Source organism: Micromonospora sp. NPDC048170 (genome assembly GCF_040652795.1).
Classification (GTDB): Bacteria; Actinomycetota; Actinomycetes; order Mycobacteriales; family Micromonosporaceae; genus Micromonospora.
In genome coordinates this window covers 497,369-514,426 of the sequence record NZ_JBEZMR010000002.1, presented here as the reverse complement: position 1 = coordinate 514,426, position 17,058 = coordinate 497,369, and the positions used below count along the sequence as shown (strand labels likewise).

Annotated in this window: 19 protein-coding genes; 7 read left to right on the top strand and 12 right to left on the bottom strand. The window is 72.4% G+C overall.

What is annotated here, in order from left to right:
• Window positions 1-151: 151 nt before the first annotated feature.
• A complete protein-coding gene (locus AB0D32_RS05890) occupies window positions 152-670 on the top strand; it encodes an SRPBCC family protein (RefSeq protein ID WP_357085382.1) in 519 nt (172 codons plus the stop codon).
• An 86-nt stretch (window positions 671-756) separates the two neighbouring features.
• Here AB0D32_RS05890 and AB0D32_RS05885 read toward each other — a convergent pair whose 3' ends face one another.
• Together AB0D32_RS05885 and AB0D32_RS05880 are read right to left on the bottom strand one after the other, a co-directional pair.
• Complete coding sequence (locus AB0D32_RS05885; protein WP_357085380.1) at window positions 757-1,464, bottom strand: DUF2786 domain-containing protein; 708 nt, start codon at window positions 1,462-1,464, stop codon at window positions 757-759.
• A 42-nt stretch (window positions 1,465-1,506) separates the two neighbouring features.
• Window positions 1,507-1,896, bottom strand: a complete 390-nt coding sequence (locus AB0D32_RS05880; RefSeq protein ID WP_357085378.1) for a hypothetical protein — start codon at window positions 1,894-1,896, stop codon at window positions 1,507-1,509.
• 156 nt (window positions 1,897-2,052) lie between these two features.
• Between AB0D32_RS05880 and AB0D32_RS05875 the strand changes: the two genes are divergently transcribed.
• Window positions 2,053-3,402: an ABC transporter substrate-binding protein gene (locus AB0D32_RS05875; protein WP_357085376.1), complete on the top strand. Its 1,350-nt coding sequence runs from the start codon at window positions 2,053-2,055 to the stop codon at window positions 3,400-3,402.
• Window positions 3,403-3,465: 63 nt separating this feature from the next.
• On the opposite strand, the gene AB0D32_RS05870 is transcribed toward AB0D32_RS05875, so the two are convergent.
• Window positions 3,466-4,209 carry an enoyl-CoA hydratase/isomerase family protein gene (locus AB0D32_RS05870; protein ID WP_357085374.1) on the bottom strand — a complete coding sequence of 248 codons (744 nt, stop codon included), beginning with the start codon at window positions 4,207-4,209 and terminating at the stop codon, window positions 3,466-3,468.
• Window positions 4,206-5,063 (bottom strand): 3-hydroxyacyl-CoA dehydrogenase family protein, encoded by an 858-nt coding sequence (locus tag AB0D32_RS05865; RefSeq protein WP_357085372.1) that lies wholly within the window; start codon window positions 5,061-5,063, stop codon window positions 4,206-4,208. Before AB0D32_RS05865 ends, AB0D32_RS05870 begins: the two co-directional genes overlap by 4 nt.
• 159 nt (window positions 5,064-5,222) lie before the next feature.
• On the opposite strand from AB0D32_RS05865, the gene AB0D32_RS05860 reads away from it, so the two are divergent.
• Window positions 5,223-5,519: a hypothetical protein gene (locus tag AB0D32_RS05860; protein WP_357085370.1), complete on the top strand. Its 297-nt coding sequence runs from the start codon at window positions 5,223-5,225 to the stop codon at window positions 5,517-5,519.
• Between the two features lie 77 nt (window positions 5,520-5,596).
• Here AB0D32_RS05860 and AB0D32_RS05855 read toward each other — a convergent pair whose 3' ends face one another.
• On the bottom strand, window positions 5,597-6,376 hold the full coding sequence (locus AB0D32_RS05855) for a class I SAM-dependent methyltransferase (protein ID WP_357085368.1): 780 nt from the start codon (window positions 6,374-6,376) through the stop codon (window positions 5,597-5,599).
• A 54-nt stretch (window positions 6,377-6,430) separates the two neighbouring features.
• On the opposite strand from AB0D32_RS05855, the gene AB0D32_RS05850 reads away from it, so the two are divergent.
• On the top strand, window positions 6,431-6,829 hold the full coding sequence (locus AB0D32_RS05850; protein ID WP_357085366.1) for a PPOX class F420-dependent oxidoreductase: 399 nt from the start codon (window positions 6,431-6,433) through the stop codon (window positions 6,827-6,829).
• A 95-nt stretch (window positions 6,830-6,924) separates the two neighbouring features.
• On the opposite strand, the gene AB0D32_RS05845 is transcribed toward AB0D32_RS05850, so the two are convergent.
• Entirely contained in the window at window positions 6,925-7,134 is a 210-nt protein-coding gene (locus tag AB0D32_RS05845) for a BldC family transcriptional regulator (RefSeq protein ID WP_007073996.1), read from the bottom strand.
• Between the two features lie 251 nt (window positions 7,135-7,385).
• On the bottom strand, window positions 7,386-8,225 hold the full coding sequence (locus AB0D32_RS05840) for a hypothetical protein (RefSeq protein ID WP_357085364.1): 840 nt from the start codon (window positions 8,223-8,225) through the stop codon (window positions 7,386-7,388).
• Window positions 8,226-8,396: 171 nt separating this feature from the next.
• On the opposite strand from AB0D32_RS05840, the gene AB0D32_RS05835 reads away from it, so the two are divergent.
• The gene (locus tag AB0D32_RS05835) at window positions 8,397-9,479 is read left to right on the top strand and encodes a Glu/Leu/Phe/Val dehydrogenase dimerization domain-containing protein (RefSeq protein ID WP_357085362.1); all 1,083 of its coding nucleotides are present in this window, start codon (window positions 8,397-8,399) and stop codon (window positions 9,477-9,479) included.
• A gap of 286 nt (window positions 9,480-9,765) precedes the next feature.
• Window positions 9,766-9,981: a DUF3073 domain-containing protein gene (locus tag AB0D32_RS05830; RefSeq protein WP_089002617.1), complete on the top strand. Its 216-nt coding sequence runs from the start codon at window positions 9,766-9,768 to the stop codon at window positions 9,979-9,981.
• 144 nt (window positions 9,982-10,125) lie between these two features.
• On the opposite strand, the gene amcA is transcribed toward AB0D32_RS05830, so the two are convergent.
• The 5 genes from amcA to AB0D32_RS05805 form a co-directional block, all read right to left on the bottom strand.
• Window positions 10,126-10,359, bottom strand: coding sequence for a multiple cyclophane-containing RiPP AmcA (gene amcA / locus AB0D32_RS05825; protein WP_357085359.1), 234 nt, complete (start codon window positions 10,357-10,359; stop codon window positions 10,126-10,128).
• Window positions 10,328-11,431: a cyclophane-forming radical SAM peptide maturase AmcB gene (gene amcB, locus AB0D32_RS05820; RefSeq protein WP_357085683.1), complete on the bottom strand. Its 1,104-nt coding sequence runs from the start codon at window positions 11,429-11,431 to the stop codon at window positions 10,328-10,330. The genes amcA and amcB overlap by 32 nt, the downstream gene beginning before the upstream one ends.
• Before the next feature lie 172 nt (window positions 11,432-11,603).
• A complete protein-coding gene (gene purM, locus AB0D32_RS05815) occupies window positions 11,604-12,758 on the bottom strand; it encodes a phosphoribosylformylglycinamidine cyclo-ligase (RefSeq protein ID WP_357085357.1) in 1,155 nt (384 codons plus the stop codon).
• A 60-nt stretch (window positions 12,759-12,818) separates the two neighbouring features.
• Window positions 12,819-14,360, bottom strand: a complete 1,542-nt coding sequence (purF, locus tag AB0D32_RS05810) for an amidophosphoribosyltransferase (RefSeq protein ID WP_357085355.1) — start codon at window positions 14,358-14,360, stop codon at window positions 12,819-12,821.
• 171 nt (window positions 14,361-14,531) lie between these two features.
• Window positions 14,532-14,885, bottom strand: coding sequence for a sterol carrier family protein (locus tag AB0D32_RS05805; RefSeq protein ID WP_357085353.1), 354 nt, complete (start codon window positions 14,883-14,885; stop codon window positions 14,532-14,534).
• A gap of 102 nt (window positions 14,886-14,987) precedes the next feature.
• Between AB0D32_RS05805 and AB0D32_RS05800 the strand changes: the two genes are divergently transcribed.
• The gene (locus tag AB0D32_RS05800) at window positions 14,988-17,006 is read left to right on the top strand and encodes a hypothetical protein (RefSeq protein ID WP_357085351.1); all 2,019 of its coding nucleotides are present in this window, start codon (window positions 14,988-14,990) and stop codon (window positions 17,004-17,006) included.
• Window positions 17,007-17,058: the final 52 nt, after the last annotated feature.

Here is a 17,058-nt window from a genome sequence, read left to right as displayed (position 1 = left end):
CCGCCGGGTGCGGTGGCGGAACGGTGGCGCACCCGGACGTTCCGCGCGACGACGGGCCGACGTAGCCGGCCGGGGCTGCTGTCCGTCGTACGGGAGACGGGGCCAGAACGCGTGCTGCGCACCCGGGCAGCAGCCGGTAGGGTCCGGGCCTATGGGACAGGCGATGGCTGACCCGGCCGGCGTCCGGCAGGAGTTCGAACAGTTCACACTGCGCAGCGCCCTCCTCGTCCCCGCCTCCGCGGAGCGGGCGTTCGCGGTGTTCACCGGCTCCCTGGCGCAGTGGTGGGTGGTGGAATACACCTGGTCCGGGCCGGAGCAGCTCGCCGGCCTGGGCATCGAGCCGCGCGCCGGTGGCATGCTCTACGAGATCGGCCCCCACGGGTTTCGCTGTGACTGGGGCCGGGTGCTGACCTGGGACCCGCCCGAGCGGCTGGTCTTCACCTGGCAGATCGGGGCCGACCGCGCACCGGTGCCGGATCCCGCGAAGGCGAGCGAGGTGGAGGTGCTCTTCCACCCGGATGGGCCGGAGCGGACCAGGGTGGAGGTCGAGCACCGGCACTTCGACCGGCACGGCGAGGCCGCGGAGGGCTACCGGCAGGCGCTGACCGCCGGCTGGCACGAGCTGCTCACCCGCTACGCCGCCAGGGTGGCCGACCACGACGCCGGCTGACCGGCTCCGCGCCCCGCCGCCCGACCGCCCCGCCGCCCGGCCTGCCCCGCCGCCTGACAGCAGGACGCCTGACGACGGCCGAAAGGTCAGCCGGCGATGCCGGGGCGCGCGCCCGGCGCGGTGGCGACGCCCCGGCCACCGAGATCCGCGCGGCGGCCCGCCTCGGCACCCGAACCGAACCCGCCGCCGGCCAGCCGGCGCGGCGCTGCGGTACGCAGCCGCGGGTAGACCTCGGCGACGCGGTGCCGGACCCGGTCCGACCGGTCGGCCAGGACCAGCGCCATCGAGGGTGCTCCCGCCTCGGCGACCGCCCCGGCCTCCGCCGCGCGCAGCCGCACGCCGACCACCTGGGCGAAGCCGGCCAGCCAGGAACGCCGGAAGGCGGCGAGGTGCGCGCCGGCCGGCACCTCGACGCCGGCCAGCCCGTGCGCGGCCTGCACCAGCAGCGACGTGAAGAGCAGCTCGACCCGCTCCAGGTCGCTGGCGAAACCGAACAGGTGCATGGCGAAGCCCGCGCCCTCCTGGCGGCGGACGCAGCGGCAGCGCAGCGGATCGGCAACCGCCGCCAGCAGGCCGGCCTTGTCCCGGGCGTACGGGGCGACGACCTCGACCACGCGGTCACTCACCGGGTCCGTGGCCGGGTCCCTGGCGGCCAGCAGCGCCCGGTCCACGCCGTAGCGGGCGATCAGCTCGGTCGCCTTGGCCGTGAAGGCGGCCGACTCGGCGGGGGTGCAGGCCGGATCCTCGGCCTGGGCCAGCAGTTTGCGCACCTTGCTGAGCATGGCGTCGGACATGCCCCTCAGCCTGTCACGCCAGGACGGCCTCGCCCGGAGCGGTCAGGCGGCCCGGCTGCGCAACGTCGCCACGGTCGAGCCGGCGAGAGTGAGCAGGCACTCCGGCAGCAGCCCGTCGGCCGCCGCCGCCCCGAACAGCGCCTCTCCGGTGTCGTCGTCGGCGTTGGCGTACGCGCTGACGAAACGCGCCACCCAGCGGGTGTCGTAGCCGGCCTCGTCGATGCCGGGAAAGTCCAGGGCGCAGGTGCCCGGTGGTGCCGGCTCGCCGACCATCGTCGCGGCGAGGCACCAGGCCACCCCGTACGCGCCGGCCAGGCCGGACCGGTCGACGACCGCGTCGAACGTCCCCGTCACCGCGTCGCCGTCACCGGCCAGCGCCGAGCGGAGCACGGCGGTCGCGTCGTCGAGCGTCTGCTGTGGTGAGTCCGTCACCCACAGCACGGTAGGGGGAAGGGTCAAGCGGACCCGTCGGCCGTGACATTCCGTAGTCGGGGCGGGCGACCTGCGGATTGAGTCGCCTCCATGGTCCCACCGCACGGCCCAGCACGCTAATGTGCGCAGCGGACCTTCGCCGGAGGAAGGACGACCATGTTCAAGTCACGCGCCTCGCGGGCCGCCACCCTGGCTGCCTGCGCGACGTTCCTGCTCGCCATGAGCGCCTGCGGGACCGAGGAGCCTGAGGAGGCGGTCACCCATCAGGTGCGCTTCTACGGCACCGACGGCAACATGCTGAACTCGTACCCCGCCGAGCTGAAGGATCGCGCCGGCCTGGTCGACGGCATGAAGGGCACCACACCGCTGACGCCCCTGCCCGAGGACTTCAAGAACCGGCTCCGGTCCGTCGACCCGAAGCTGGGCGACTTCCTCTATTCCGCCGAGGCGTACGACGCAGTGGTGATCAGCGCGGTCGCCGCCCAGCTCGCGGGCACGACGGACCCGGCCGCCATCGCGCAGCAGATCGTCGGTGTCACCAACGACGGCCAGCGCTGCGAGACCGTGGCGGAGTGCCTGGCCCTGGCCCGGGCGGGCGAGGACGTGGAGTACCGCAGCGTCTCGCTGACCCGGGCCGGTTTCACCGACGCCGGCGAGCCGTCCACCGCCAGCTACGCCACCCTGCACTTCGACGGGCAGCAGCTCAACGACGGCAAGACGGAGTTCGTCGGAGCCGGCGACGAGTCGGCCGCGAGCACCAAGGCCCCGCCGAAGGGAAAGAAGCAGCGGGGTGGCCGCACCGACCGCAGTGACGGATCCCCGCTGGTCATCGGCGGCCTGCTGCCGCAGACCGGTGACCTGTCCCTCGCCTACCCGCCGATGGCCGCCGGCGCCGCCCTGGCGATCAAAGAGATCAACGCGGCCGGCGGGGTGCTCGGCGAGCCGGTGCTCTGGATCGACGGGGACGACGGCACGAACCCGGCGGTCGCCAAGGCCACCGTGGCCAGGCACGTCGCGCGGAACGTCCACGTCATCATCGGCGCCGGCGCCTCCGGCATCTCCCGCGAGGTCCTGCCCGACGTGGTGAAGGCCGGGAAGGTGTTGTTCTCCCCGTCGAACACCGACGCCAGCCTGACCGAGCTGGACGACAACGGCTTCTACTTCCGCACCGCCCCGCCGGACAGCCTCCAGGGCCGGGCGCTGGCCGACGTGATCCTCCGCGACGGGCCGCAGAAGATCGCCATCGTGGCCCGCAACGACTCCTACGGCACAGGACTTCAGGGCACCGTCCGGGCCGAGCTGGAACGGGCCGGCGTCAGCGGCGACCGGCTGAAGCTGCTGACCTACGACCCGCCGGCCGACGCCAAGGCGCCCCCGGTGGACTTCAGCGCCGGCGCCAAGGAGATCAAGGACTTCGGCGCGGAGGCCGTGCTGATCATCGGCTTCGCGGAGTCCGCGCAGGTGATCCGGGCCCTCGCGGACGCCGGAGTGCAGATCCGGCACTGAGCCGCCACCCGTCGGACACGGACGGCCGCACCGGTCACCGGTGCGGCCGTCGTCGTATACGGATCAGCGAGGGCGTCGCCGCTCCAGGAACTCCGTCATCCGCCGGTGTTTCTCCTCGTCCTCGAAGAGCACCGCCTGGCTGACCAGGTCGAGGTGCGGGTGGGCGGCGGCCGGCGCGTCGACCGCCAGCTTGGTCAGCCGCAGCGCCAGCGCGGACGCCTTCGCCATCTCGTCGAGCAGCCCGTGTGCGGTGGGCAGCAGCTCGGCGGGCTCGGCCACCACCCGGTTGACCAGGCCGATCCGCAGCGCCTCCTCGGCCTCCACCCGGCGGCCGGTGAACAGCAGCTCCTTGGCCCGGGCCTCCCCGACCAGCGCCGGCAGCCGGTGGGTCGCGCCCGCCCCGGCCAGGATCCCCAACCGGACCTCCGGCTGACCGAAGACCGCCCGCGCCGTGCAGACCCGCAGATCGCAGGCGTACGCCAGCTCGGCGCCCCCGCCCAGCGCGGGCCCGTCCACCGCCGCCACGGTCGGCATCGGCAGTGCCCGGATCCGGGCGAAGGCCGCCGAGTTGATCGCCGCGAGGGCGTCCAGCCGACCCCGCTCGCGCAGCTGTCCGATGTCCGCCCCACCGGCGAAGATCCCCTCTGCGCCGCCGGTGAGCAGCAGCAGGCGGGGTCGCGCCTCCAGGTCCGCACATACCTGGTGCAGCTCGGCGATCAGGTCGGCGTCGATGGCGTTGCGCTTCTCCGGCCGGTCGAGGGTGACCACCAGCCGGTCCGGGTGTTCCTCGATCCGCAGCCCACTCACTGGCGGGTCCCGCCTTCCCAGCGGTAGAAGCCCTGGCCGGACTTCTTGCCCAGGCGGCCGGCGGCCACCATCTCCTCCAGCAGGGGCGGCGGCGCGAACCTGTCCCCGTACGCGGCCTGGAGGGTGCGCGCGATGTCCAGCCGCACGTCCAGCCCGACCAGGTCGGTCAGTTCCAGCGGGCCGACCGGGTGCCGGTAGCCGAGCACCATCGCCTTGTCGATGTCGGCGGGGCTGGCCACCCCGTCCGCGACCATCCGGATCGCCTCCAGCCCGAGGGTGACCCCGAGCCGGGAGGTGGCGAAGCCCGGCATGTCGCGTACGACGACGGGGTCCTTGCCCAGCCGGCCGGCGAGCGCGACCGCCTCGGCGGTGGTCTCCGCCGCGGTGGCCGGGCCGACCACCACCTCCAGCAGGGCCATCGCCCAGACCGGGTTGAAGAAGTGCAGCCCGAGGAAGCGCTCCGGCCGTGCCAGCCCCTCGGCCAGCGCGGCGATCGGGATGCTGGAGGTGTTGCTGCCCAGCAGCGCCGGCCGCAGCGCCTCGGCGTCGCGCAGCACCGCCCGCTTCAGCTCCGGCCGCTCCGGTACGGCCTCCACCACCACGGCCGGCTCCTCGGCGACCTCGGCGAGCCCCGCCCGCAACGTCACCCGCTCCCGGTTCGTCGCGGCCCGGTCGGCGCTCAGCTTGCCGCGGGCCACCGCCCGGTCCCACAGCTCCCCGAGCCGCTCGACGGCCGCCGCGCCCCTGGCCCGGTCCACTTCGACCAGTTCGACGGCGTGCCCGGCCCCGGCCGCCACGTACGCGATGCCGAGCCCCATCGTGCCGGCCCCGACGACGACAAAGCGGTCGCTCATGACGCCTCCCTGTCTCCGGTGGCGGCCCGGGGTTGACCCGCGCTCCGCCACCCGCTCCACTCGCTCATGGGCCGACCCTATGCAGCGGCGATCTCCCCGGCATGCGTGGGGGCGCGGCGGATCGGGTACCACGGCCCTCAACCGAGGGAAGGACGGCAGATGAGCCAGGCACCGGAGACCGTGCACACCGCGGACGCGGCGGAGACCGTGGAGACCCGCGGGGACGAGCGGGTCGACCTGCTGCGCGCCGACACCAACAACGACGGCCGCACCGACGTCTGGGTGGCCGACACCGACGGGGACGGCAAGCCCGACCTGTTCCAGTTCGACACCGACCACGACGGCAAGGTGGACATCACGATGGTCGACCTCGACGAGGACGGCACCCCGGACGAGGTGGTCGACGGCGACGGCGGCCTGCCGCCCGAGCAGCTGCCCCCGACCGTCCAGGTCTGAGACCCCCGCCGGGTTCCCGCTTCCGGCGGGAACCCGGCGTTCCCGTGCGCGGCTCCGCCGTCCGGCCGCCCCGGCCGTCAGCCGGCGAGACGCAGGGTGGCCAGATAGTACGGTGCGTCCCGATCGTCCACGTCGGTGATTCGCCAGCCGCTGCCCCGGACCAGTTCGGCCAGCTCGTCGGGGGAGCAGACCAGGTAGTCGAACCACTCGGTGCCCAGCTCCCGGTAGCGCAGCCGGAGCCGGAGTTGCCCACCGAACCGGCCCCGGCGCCGGTTGCGCTCGTGGTAGCCCGTCTGCACCGGGTCCCGGGTGCCGTACGGGTCGGTGCCCTGGGCGATGATCTGGGCCCCCGGCCGGGCCAGCGCGGCGAGCGCGGCCAGCAGGGCCGGTGCCCCCTCCCGCCCCTCCAGCAGGCCGACGTTGTTGCCGAGCAGCAGGATGGTGTCGTACCGGCGGCCGTCCGCGACGTGCGCGGCGGCCGTGCCGTGCACCAGCTCGCGTACGCCCCGGTGGCGGCAGACCGCCAGCGCCCCGGCCGAGGTGTCCAGCCCGGTGACGGGCACGCCCCGTTCCTGGAGCAGCAGCGCGATCCGGCCGGCCCCCACCCCCAGGTCCAGGGTCACGCCCCGGACCTGGTCCACGGCCCGGTGGTCGTACGGCTGCCAGTCCGCCGGCCCGTCCAGGTAGTGCGCGGCGGGTGCGCCGTTGATGAGCCCGTCGTCCCGCTCGATGATCTCGATGACCGGTCGCGGCAGCCGCCCGCCGGCCAGCGGCCGGGGGCCGATCCCGGTGGCCACGGCGTACGCGTCGCGCAGCATCTCCCCGAACACGTCACCGATCTGTGGCTCCGCCGTCACGGGCTTCACGCTATCCGGCCGGTCAGTCAGCCGCGCCGGCCGTATCCTGGCGGAGTGACCACCCTGGATCGCCTCGGCGCGGAGAAGTACATCCTGCTCACGACCTTCCGAAAGGACGGTCGGGCGGTGCCGACCCCGGTCTGGGCGGTGCGTGACGGCGACGCGCTGGCGGTGTGGTCGGCGGCGGACGCCGGCAAGGTGAAGCGGATCCGGCGCAGCGGCGACGTCACGGTGGCCCCGTGCGACGTCCGTGGCCGGCCGCACGGCGAGGCGGTCGCCGCCCACGCAACCCTCTGCGACCCGGCCGGCACGCGGCGGGTGCGCGACCTGATCAAGCGGAAGTACCGGCTGATCGGGCGGCTCAGCCTGCTCGGCAGCCGGCTGCGTCGTGGCGAGGGCGGCACGGTCGGCATCCGGGTCGCCCTCACGGACCAGTCACCGACCGGCGCCTGATCCGCGCCCACCGTCCGTACGCGGCCGGGTCCAGGCATGACGAAGGGCGGCGGACCAGGTCCGCCGCCCTTCGTTCACGTCTGTTCGACTCTCGGTCAGTCCCCCTGACGCTGCTGAGGGATCTGCCCCTGCAACAGTGCCCTGACCTCCGACTCCCGGTATCGACGGTGGCCACCCAACGTGCGGATGGCGCTGAGCTTGCCCGCTTTCGCCCACCGGGTCACCGTCTTCGGGTCGACACGGAACATCGACGCCACCTCGGCCGGTGTGAGCAGCGGCTCTGGTTCGTGCGTTCGCGATGCCATCGGTCACTCCTCCACATGTATAGACATCAGCCGGGGTCCCGCCGGCCGACGCGTCTCCCATGGTCCGGCTAGTCCCCGATGTCCGACATGGGCCGAACGGCCGAACGTCCCTAGACGGACGGATGAACCATGCCCGATTTATGCGTCTTTTACACGGCAGAAAGTACCTTATTCGGACTCATGATCACGGTTCGTGATGCGTCAACTACGAAGGCGCCTCGACTTGGGGGCGATTCCTGGGCGATTTCGCGTTAATTGCACCGTTCCAGCAACTGCACCGCGCGCCAGCGCGCAACCAGCCTGTCGTACGCCGCCGAGGCCTCCTCGGCCTCGCCCTGGGAGAGACCGGCGAGTCCTTTCGCCACCAGCTCGGGCGAGTCGTCGGCGGCCAGCGTCTCGTCCGACAGCAGCTCGACCAGGCCGCCGTAGTCCAGTTCCACCATCGAGCGGGGGTGGAACTCCTCCAGCCAGCGGGCGGCCTCCTCGACCGCCTCCGTGATCGGCGCGTCGCCGATCGACTTGCGCAGCACCGACAGGGCCCGCGACGACCGACGCCGCGCCTTGGAGATCTCCGTCCGGTAGCGCAGCGCCCGCCGCTCCGGGCGGGTCACGTGGTGCCGCTCCTCGAGCTCGAAGAGCACGAACCAGCGCAGCGGCACGCCCCACGTGGCGGTCTGCTCGTGCACCCGCGGCACGCCGTGTTCCAGCACCCGCGCCCCGCTGCGCCAGTCCTCCACCGCGGCCTTCGCCTGGCCGGCCAGCACCGGCGGGACGAAGGCGTCGGCCAGCACCGGCGGCACCCCGTCGCGCGCGCTCAACGCCGCCTCGGCCACCCGGATGCGCAGGTTCCACGGGCAGACCAGCAGACTCTCGTCGGTCTCCAGGACGTACGCCTCGTCCGGCAGGTCGGGCAGCCTGGTCCAGCCGGCGCCGAGCGCCTCCAGCACCGACGTCCGTTGCCGGCCCGGCCCCTCCACCGGTGCCACCGCCCGCCCCTGCTCGACGTAGCGCCGCCAGTACGACTGGCGATCCCGGTCGAAGGCGGTCAGCGGCTCGTACACGCGCAGGTATGAAGCGAAGAGCGACGGCACGGCGCGATCCTCCCACGAATTGGAACTCGACCGTCGGCGGCGGCGCGATCACGCGCGCCGTGGGCGGCGGCGCGACGTCGGCCGATACTAGGCTCAGCGGCACCGGCAGCATCCCGCCGGCGTTCACAGGTCCGCGTCCCACAAGGGCGCACCCCACACCAGGAGCGAGCCATGGGCGTATTCGCCAGCAACGACGACCCGGGGTCCAGCGGGCACGAACAGGTCGTGTTCTGCCAGGACAAGCAGACCGGCCTGAAGGCGATCATCGGCATCTACTCCACCGCGCTCGGCCCCGCGCTCGGTGGGACCCGGTTCTACCCGTACGCCAGCGAGTCCGACGCCCTCGCCGACGTGCTCGACCTCTCCCGGGGCATGGCATACAAGAACGCCCTGGCCGGGCTGGACCTGGGCGGCGGCAAGGCCGTCATCTGGGGTGACCCCGAGCGGATCAAGAGCGAGGCGCTGCTGCGCGCGTACGGCCGCTTCGTGGAGTCCCTCGCCGGGCGCTACTACACCGCCTGTGACGTCGGCACCTACGTCGCCGACATGGACCTGATCGCCCGCGAGACCTCGTACGTCACCGGCCGCAGCGTCGAGCACGGCGGTGCCGGCGATTCCTCGATCCTCACCGCCTGGGGCGTGTTCCAGGGCATGCGGGCGACGGTCGAGCACGTCTGGGGCACCCCGACCCTGGCCGGCCGGCGGGTCGGCGTGGCCGGCCTGGGCAAGGTCGGCAAGTACCTCGTCGGCCACCTGATCGACGACGGCGCCGAGGTGGTGGCGACCGACGTCAACCCGAAGGCCCTGGAGTGGGTGCGCGCCACCCACCCGCAGGTCGCGCTGGTCGACGACGCCGCCGCGCTGGTCGCCGCCGACATCGACGTGTACGCCCCGTGCGCGCTGGGCGGCGCGCTCAACGACGACACGGTGCCGGTGCTGCGCGCCAAGGTGGTCACCGGCGCGGCCAACAACCAGCTCGCCCACTCCGGCATCGAGAAGCTCCTCGCCGACCGTGGCGTCCTCTACGCGCCGGACTACGTGGTGAACGCCGGCGGCGTGATCCAGGTGGCGGACGAGATCGAGGGCTTCAACTTCGAGCGGGCCAAGCTGCGTGCGACCCGGATCTACGACACCACCAGGGAGATCCTCCGCCTGGCGGACGCCGAGGGTGTGCCGCCGGCGGTGGCGGCGGACCGGCTGGCGGAACGGCGGATGGCCGACGTCGGCCGGCTGCGCACGATCCACCTGCGCTGAGGGCCCCGGGGGCGGAGCGGTCGTTCCGCCCCCGGCCCCGCCGAGCCCCGCGTCCCATTAAGCTGATTTCGTGGCGCTCTGCCCGGTGTCACGGGCGCTCCCGACGTCGCTCCTTACCGGGTACAATCGGTGACGGCTGGATGACCGCGACGCGCGGTGCCGGTCGACGGTAACCCGAGGTGCCGAACGATGGCATCCCCATGTACCGTAAGAGCTACGAGAGATGCCTGACGTCATCGGGGCCCGCCTTCGGGCTGCCCCGCATTCTGTGCGAGGGGGTCGAGCCATGGGGCGCGGCCGTGCTAAGGCCAAGCAGACGAAGGTGGCCCGGGAGTTGAAGTACCACTCCCCGAACACCGACCTCACCGCCTTGCAGCGCGAACTGGCGGGTGCTGGTAAGTCTGAGCACAACTTCGACGACGACTACAAAGAGTATGTCGACGACGATGATGAGGATCACGCGGACGAAGACCCGGATCCCTGGGTACGTCCGCCCCGCTGACCTCCGGTAGCAAGCTGAGCACGCGGTGATCGCCCGCGTGCTCACGCATGTGCCCATCGAAGCAGCGCCAAGCCCGACGATCAGGGGCCTGCCCCGTCCGGAGAACCCTCCGGCCGATCGGCAGGTCCCTGATCACGGTCTGTCTCAGCGGGGACGGTTGTTCCAGTTGTAGAACGTCGGGATGTTCTCGAAGTGGTTCCAGGCGCAGACGGCGCTCGCGCCGTCGCCGCCCGCCACCTCGGCCCGCAGTCGCCGCGCGGCCTCGGCCTCGTGGAGGAGCGCGGTGAGTCCCGGCGCGGCTTCCCGCACCCGGTCGACGACCTCGTCCGGGGCGTCCGCCCTCCGGTCAGGCTGCCGGTGACTGATTGTCTCGGGCATGCTCCAACACTCCCTCCAGTAAGTGGATCTTGCTGTTGCGGCAGTGCGCGGTCTGCGTACCGTCGAAACGCCCCAGCTCGAAGTAGCGGTTGGCCGCGTGGCCGCCGCCGCAGAACCCGAAGTAGGGGCAGGACGAACGGCACGCCTCGACGCCGGCGAGGAACTCACCGACCCAGGGCGTCCGGTCCGCGTCGGCGAGGATCTCGGCCAGCGGGGTGGTCAGCACGTTGCCGCTGCTGAAGTCGCCGTACCGGACATCGGTGAAACCGGCCAGCTCGGGCGAGAGCACGGTCACCGAGCCATCGTGGCCGACGGTCGGGATCGGGTCCAACCGCCGGGGCAGCAGATCGTCGGCGCTGCCGTCCAGCACCGCCGCGGCGTACCGCAGCGACCACTCGACCTCGCGCAGGTGGATCCGGGGCTCCCGACGCCAGGCCGCCACCAGCTCCGCCCAGAAGGCGGTCACCAGCCGGGCGTCGTGGGAGTTGTCGCGGAGGTTGACCCCCTCGGTCTCCTCGATGTTGATGCCGAGCACGTCACAGCCCAGGCCGAGGAAGTAGTCGTACAGCTCGGTGGCCAGTCCCGGCTCGGGCCGACCCACCACCGCCAGCGCCGAGAACGGCAGACCGTGCCGGCGCAGCGCCGACACCCCGCGCAGGATCCGGTCGTACGCGGGCCCGCCGGCCCGGGTGACCCGGTCGCCGTTGCGGTCCCGGGGGCCGTCCACGCTCACGCTCACCCGCACCCCGTGCTCGACGAAGAACGCGCACCAGGCGTCGTCGATCAGCGTGGCGTTGGTCTGCACGTGGTGCTCGACCTCGGGCCCGAAGGGCGCGATCAGCGCGGCCAGATGCTCCCGGCCAGCGGCCAGCGGCTCACCGCCGTGCCACACCACCGAGAACCGCCCCGCCTCTGCCCACGGGTTGACCGACACGGCCACCGCCTCGGCCACCGGCACCGGCATCCGCCGATCGGCCGCCCGGAACGGCAGGTAGCAGTAGGCGCAGTCCAGGTTGCACAGGGTGGTGGGCTGCATGACCACGTACGAGGGGACGGCGGCCAGGCCGCGCATCCCGCTGAACGACTGTCCCCGAGCAGCCATTGCCCTCCTCAGCGCCTGAAGGGCTGTCGGGGAAACCGGGCGGGCGGCCCCGACAGCTTTGAGGGTGGCCCTTCAGGCTAGGCGGCGACGGCCACTCGGGTGAAGCCCTGATCAGGTGCCCGTACGATCACCAGGAGTGTGATCAGCCCCGGGTGTGCTGGCCGATCATCTGCACGTTGCCGGAGCCCTCGATGATCTCGCCGGCCTGCCACGCGTCGACGCCCCGGCCCGTCAGGGTGGCCAGCGCGCGGTCCGCGTCCTCGGCGGAGACGATCGCGAACATGCCGACACCCATGTTGAAGGTCGCCTCCATCTCCGGGTCCTCGATCCGTCCCTTGGTCTGGATCAGGTCGAAGATCGGCTGCGGCTTCCAGGTGGACCGGTTGACCACCGCGTCGACGTGCTCGGGGAGCACCCGGACCAGGTTGCCCGGGATGCCGCCGCCGGTGACGTGGGCGATGGAGCGCACCTCGGCCTCGGCGATCAGCTTGAGGCAGTCCTGCGCGTAGATCTTCGTCGGGGTGAGCAGCTCCTCGCCGAGGGTGCGCTGCCGGCCGAAGTCGTCGATCACCACGTCGAGCCGCATCCGGCCGGCGCCCAGCAGCACGTGCCGCACGAGGGAGTAGCCGTTGGAGTGCAGGCCGGAGGAGCGCATCGCGATGACCACGTCGCCCACCTCGACCCGCTCCGGGTTGAGGATGTCGCTCTCCTCCACCACGCCGACGCCGGTGGCGGAGATGTCGTACTCGTCCGGGCGGAGCACACCCGGGTGCTCGGCCGTCTCGCCGCCCAGCAGGGCGCAGCCCGCGTACCGGCAGCCGTCGGCGATGCCGGCGCCGATCTCGGCGACCTTGTCCGGCACGACCTCGCCGGTGGCGATGTAGTCGAGCAGGAAGAGCGGCTCGGCGCCACAGGCCACCAGGTCGTCGACGACCATCGCGACCAGGTCGATGCCGACCGTGTCGTGGATGTCCATCTGCTGCGCGATCACCAGCTTGGTGCCCACACCGTCCGTGGACGAGGCCAGGATCGGGTTCTTGTACTTCTTCGTGTCCAGCCGGAACAGGCCGGCGAAGCCGCCCAGGTCACCCATGACCTCCGGGCGCCGGGTCTGCTTCACCTTCGACTTCAGCAGCTCGACCGCGCGGTCGCCCGCCTCGATCGAGACCCCGGCGTCCGCGTACGAGACCGAGCGTTTGCGCCCCTGGCGGCCGGTGCCGGCCGTCCAGGGCTGGCGGTCTCCACCGGCGCCGGTCGGGCTGCTTCCTGCGCCGCTGCGCTCGGACACGTGCGTCACGGTTCTCCCCTTTGTTTCTGGCGCCGCCCCGGCCGTCGACCGGGCCCGCGCCGGGTGGTGCTACGGGCGGTGTGTGGTCACGCCGCCCGGAGTGGCGACGAGCGAGGCGGTGTTCTGCTCCGGGGTGTCGGGCGCCTCCGCGACGACCCGCCGGCCCACCCCTTCGAGCACGTGCTTGCCGATCAGGTTGCCGGCGGGCAGTTCGATCGGGTACTCCCCGTCGAAGCACGCGCGGCACAGCCGGGTCTTCGGCTGCTCGGTGGCGGCGATCAGACCCGAGAGCGACACGTAGCCGAGCGTGTCCGCCCCGATGGAGCGCCGGATGCCGTCGTTGTCCAGCCCGTTGGCCAGCAACTCGGCACGGGTGGCGAAGTCGATGCCGTAGAAGCACGGCCAGTTGACCGGCGGCGAGGAGATGCGTACGTGCACCTCCAGCGCGCCGGCCTCGCGCAGCATCCGCACGATCGCCCGCTGGGTGTTGCCGCGCACGATCGAGTCGTCGACCACGACCAGCCGCTTGCCCCGGACGTTCTCCCGCAGCGGGTTGAGCTTGAGCCGGATGCCGAGCTGGCGCAGCGTCTGCGACGGCTGGATGAAGGTGCGCCCGACGTACGGGTTCTTCATCAGGCCGGCGCCGTAGGTGATGCCCGACTCCTCGGCGTAGCCGATCGCGGCCGGGGTGCCGGACTCCGGCACCGGGATGACCAGGTCGGCCTCGACCGGGTGCTCCTTGGCCAGTTGCCGGCCGATCTGCACCCGGGCGGAGTGCACGTTGCGGCCGGCGATGGTGGCGTCCGGGCGGGCGATGTAGACGTACTCGAAGAGGCAGCCCTTGGGCTCCGGGGCGGCGAACCTGCTGGAGCGCAGGCCGTCCTCGTCGATCGCGATCAGCTCGCCGGGCTCGACCTCGCGGACCACGCTCGCGCCGACGATGTCCAGCGCGGCGGTCTCGCTGGCCACCACCCAGCCGCGCTCCAGCCGGCCCAGCACCAGCGGTCGTACGCCGTGCGGGTCGCGGGCCGCGTAGAGGGTCGACTCGTCCATGAACACGAAGCTGAACGCGCCACGCAGCTGCGGCAGCACCTCCAGCGCCGCCGCCTCGACCGACAGGTCCGGGCGGCTGGCCAGCAGCATCGTCACCAGGGAGGTGTCGTTGGTCGAGCCGTCGGCGACCAGGCCGCGTTCGGCGACCTCGCGCTGGAGCTCGGCGGTGTTGACCAGGTTGCCGTTGTGGGCCAGCGCGATGGTCGTGCCGGACGTGGTGGACCGGATGGTCGGCTGGGCGTTCTCCCAGGTCGAGCCGCCGGTGGTGGAGTAGCGGGCGTGCCCGATCGCCACGTGCCCGCGCAGGCTGGCCAGGGTCGGCTCGTCGAAGACCTGGGCGACCAGGCCGAGATCCTTGTAGACCACCACGCCCGAGCCGTCGCTGACCGCGATGCCCGCGGCCTCCTGACCACGGTGTTGCAGGGCGTACAGCCCGAAGTAGGTCAGGTTGGCGACCTCCTCCCCGGGCGCCCAGACGCCGAAGACGCCACACGCGTCCTGCGGGCCTGGTCGTTGGGGATCAAGGTCGTGGCTCAGCCGGCCGTCGCCTCGGGGCACCTGCGCTCCCTCATGCTGGTCTGGACCGGCCTTGCGGAATCACGCGGGGGGCGGATCCGCACTCCTCGGCCGGGACCACTGTCGTCGCCTGACAGTGTACGCGAATCAGTGTCGACACAGAAAGTCACGATCCGGCTCCCTTCCGTCACCGCTCGATACGCATCGCCGCAGCTAGAGCGGCAGGTACGCGGAGAGATCCGCCCGGATTCCGCTCACCCGAACGCGACCCTGGGTGATCGCTTCGCCCCAGTCGAGCCGCCCGGTGGCCACCGCCAGCCAGGTCCCGGGCTCCATCTCGACGACGTTTGCGGGGGTGCCACGGGTGTGTCGGGGACCGGGAATGCACTGAACTGCACCGTAAGGTGGGACACGCACCTCCACCGATCGGCCGGGGGCGCGCTCCGCGAGGACGGTCAGGAGGGCACGGACCGCCTCCCGAAGAACCGGGCGGTCGGGCGTACGCCCCTCGTCGAGCGCCGACAACGCCGCCGCGACCGCGGCGGACTTAATGTGCGGAGAGGACACGACGGGACGATACGGCCCGAGCACACCTCGACTGACGCTGGCCCTGGGTCGCGCGGATCCGGTCAGACAAGGCATAGTTGCCGACGGCGTATTCGTACCGTGATGATCCCCGGCCCGGCGCCCCGCCGCCGAGGGAAGTCAGTCCGGAAGGCGGTGGACGTGTCAACACACCGACGTGCCTGGAAGCAGCGGGCGGGTGTGGTCGTGGCGCTGGTTGTCGGCGCCCTGCTCGCAGCCCCCGCCACACCAGCCCTGGCCGCCGACCCCGGAGTACAGATCACGGGCCTGTCGTCGGGCACCTTGACCCCCGGCCAGCGGGCCACGTTGTCGTTCCGAATCACGAACAACAACATCAAGCTGCCCCCGGACAACTCGGACTCCGTCAACGTCAAGGTCGGCGCGTCCTTCGGTGAGCTCACCTGTGACGGTCGATGCGACTTCACCGACGAAATCGGTCGTGGGGATTCGAAGACCTACACCGTCACGCTGGTGGCCGGAAACGTCGCAGCCGGTGACACGAAGTCCGGAAAGGTCCAGATCACCGCGAGCCTCCAGGGCGAGTCGGGCAGTGCTGACCGAGACATCACTGTGCGTGGCGCGCAGGAGCAGCAGACTCAGACCGTCAAGTCGGTGTCCGGCAAGGTGGTCGCCCAGGCCAACGGCAAGGCCGTGCCGAACGCCGTGGTCATGCTCCAGGACGGCGCCGGCAAGAAGATCGACACGGTCAGCGACGACAACGGCAACTTCCGCTTCAGCGGCAGCAGTGAGAGGCCGATCGCGCCCGGCCAGCTCCTCATCGGTGCCAGCGTCGGTACGGTGTACGCCACCAAGAGTTTCGACGCGTCCGCCGGGCAGAGCATCACCGGCCAGCGCATCACCCTGGCGATCAAGGTCGAGACGACCCCGAGCGCGACCCCCTCGGCCAGCGAGGAGCCCCTTCCCACCGACGAGCCCGTCGACGAGACTCCCGAGGCGACCGGCGACGCGACCCCGGGTGCCGCGGCCAACGCCGGCAACGAGAGCTCCGACGGCATGGGGAACTGGCTGTTCATCCTGCTCGGCGGCCTGCTGGTCGCCGCTGGTGTCGGCACCATCGTGCTGCTCTGGATGCGGCGTAAGGACAACGGTGACGAGGCCGACGACGACGCCCCGGCGGGGGCCGGCGCGGTTCCGGCGGCGCGCGGGGCGTTCCGGGGTGCGGACGACCAGACCCGGGTGGTCAACCGCGTCGGTGCCGCACCGGATCCGACGATGGTGGGCGGCGCCGCGCTCAGCGACGCCCCGACGATGATGCAGCGCCCCGTGGTCGACGACGTGCCGCCGGACCCGTACGGCGCTCCCCCGCAGCCCTACGGCGCGGCGGGCAACCAGCAGGACTGGGGCGGCAGCGGCTACGGCGACGAGCCGGCCGGCGCGGGTGGCTACGGCGGTGCCGGCTACGGCAACGCGCCGGCCTCCGGTGGCGGCTACGGCAGCGGTGGCTACGGCAACGCGCCCGCCTCGGGCGGCGGCTACGGCAGCGGCGGCTACGGCAACGCCCCTGCCTCGGGTGGCGGCTACGGCAGCAACGACTACGGCGCTCCGGCAGGTGCCGCCGGCTACCCGCCGGCGGGCGGCGGGCGGGGCCACGGCGAGCGCTACGACGAGCCGACGGGCCGCTACACCGGCGACGCCACCCAGTACCCGGCCCCGGCCGACCCGTACGCGACCGGTGTCTACCAGCCGGAGCAGGGTCAGGGCTACGGCCAGTCCGAGACCGGGGCGTACGGCCGGGGTGGCGAGCCGACCGGCGGCTACGACCAGCAGGGCTACGACCAGCGGGGTGGCTACGGTCAGGAGCCCGCGCCCCGCGGCGGCTACGGTCAGGGTGGCGGCTACGACCAGCCCACCTCGTACGACAACCAGGGTGGCTACGGTCAGGGCGGCTACGGCCAGGAGCCTCCGCAGCAGCGCGGCGGCTACGACAACCGTGGTGGTTACGACGACCGTGGCGGTTACGGCCAGGGCGGTTACGGCCAGCAGGGCGGCTACGACGAGCCGCAGGCCGGTCGCGGTCGGCCGGACGGCCCGCCGCAGCAGCAGGACCGGGGCGGTCGCCGGCTGGACTGGCTGGACGACTGACCGCTCGGGGCATACTCCGACGACAGCAACACGGCGAGGGTCGTCCGGGAAC

Coding starts and splice junctions, on each gene's coding strand:
- AB0D32_RS05885 (WP_357085380.1), bottom strand. CDS start 1,464: ATGTCCGACGCCATGCTCAGCAAGGTGCGCAAACTGCTGGCCCAGGCC.
- AB0D32_RS05835 (WP_357085362.1), top strand. CDS start 8,397: ATGGGCGTATTCGCCAGCAACGACGACCCGGGGTCCAGCGGGCACGAA.
- AB0D32_RS05800 (WP_357085351.1), top strand. CDS start 14,988: ATGATCCCCGGCCCGGCGCCCCGCCGCCGAGGGAAGTCAGTCCGGAAG.
- AB0D32_RS05890 (WP_357085382.1), top strand. CDS start 152: ATGGGACAGGCGATGGCTGACCCGGCCGGCGTCCGGCAGGAGTTCGAA.
- AB0D32_RS05830 (WP_089002617.1), top strand. CDS start 9,766: ATGGGGCGCGGCCGTGCTAAGGCCAAGCAGACGAAGGTGGCCCGGGAG.
- AB0D32_RS05860 (WP_357085370.1), top strand. CDS start 5,223: ATGAGCCAGGCACCGGAGACCGTGCACACCGCGGACGCGGCGGAGACC.
- AB0D32_RS05865 (WP_357085372.1), bottom strand. CDS start 5,063: ATGAGCGACCGCTTTGTCGTCGTCGGGGCCGGCACGATGGGGCTCGGC.
- amcB (WP_357085683.1), bottom strand. CDS start 11,431: ATGCGCGGCCTGGCCGCCGTCCCCTCGTACGTGGTCATGCAGCCCACC.
- AB0D32_RS05875 (WP_357085376.1), top strand. CDS start 2,053: ATGTTCAAGTCACGCGCCTCGCGGGCCGCCACCCTGGCTGCCTGCGCG.
- amcA (WP_357085359.1), bottom strand. CDS start 10,359: ATGCCCGAGACAATCAGTCACCGGCAGCCTGACCGGAGGGCGGACGCC.
- AB0D32_RS05845 (WP_007073996.1), bottom strand. CDS start 7,134: ATGGCATCGCGAACGCACGAACCAGAGCCGCTGCTCACACCGGCCGAG.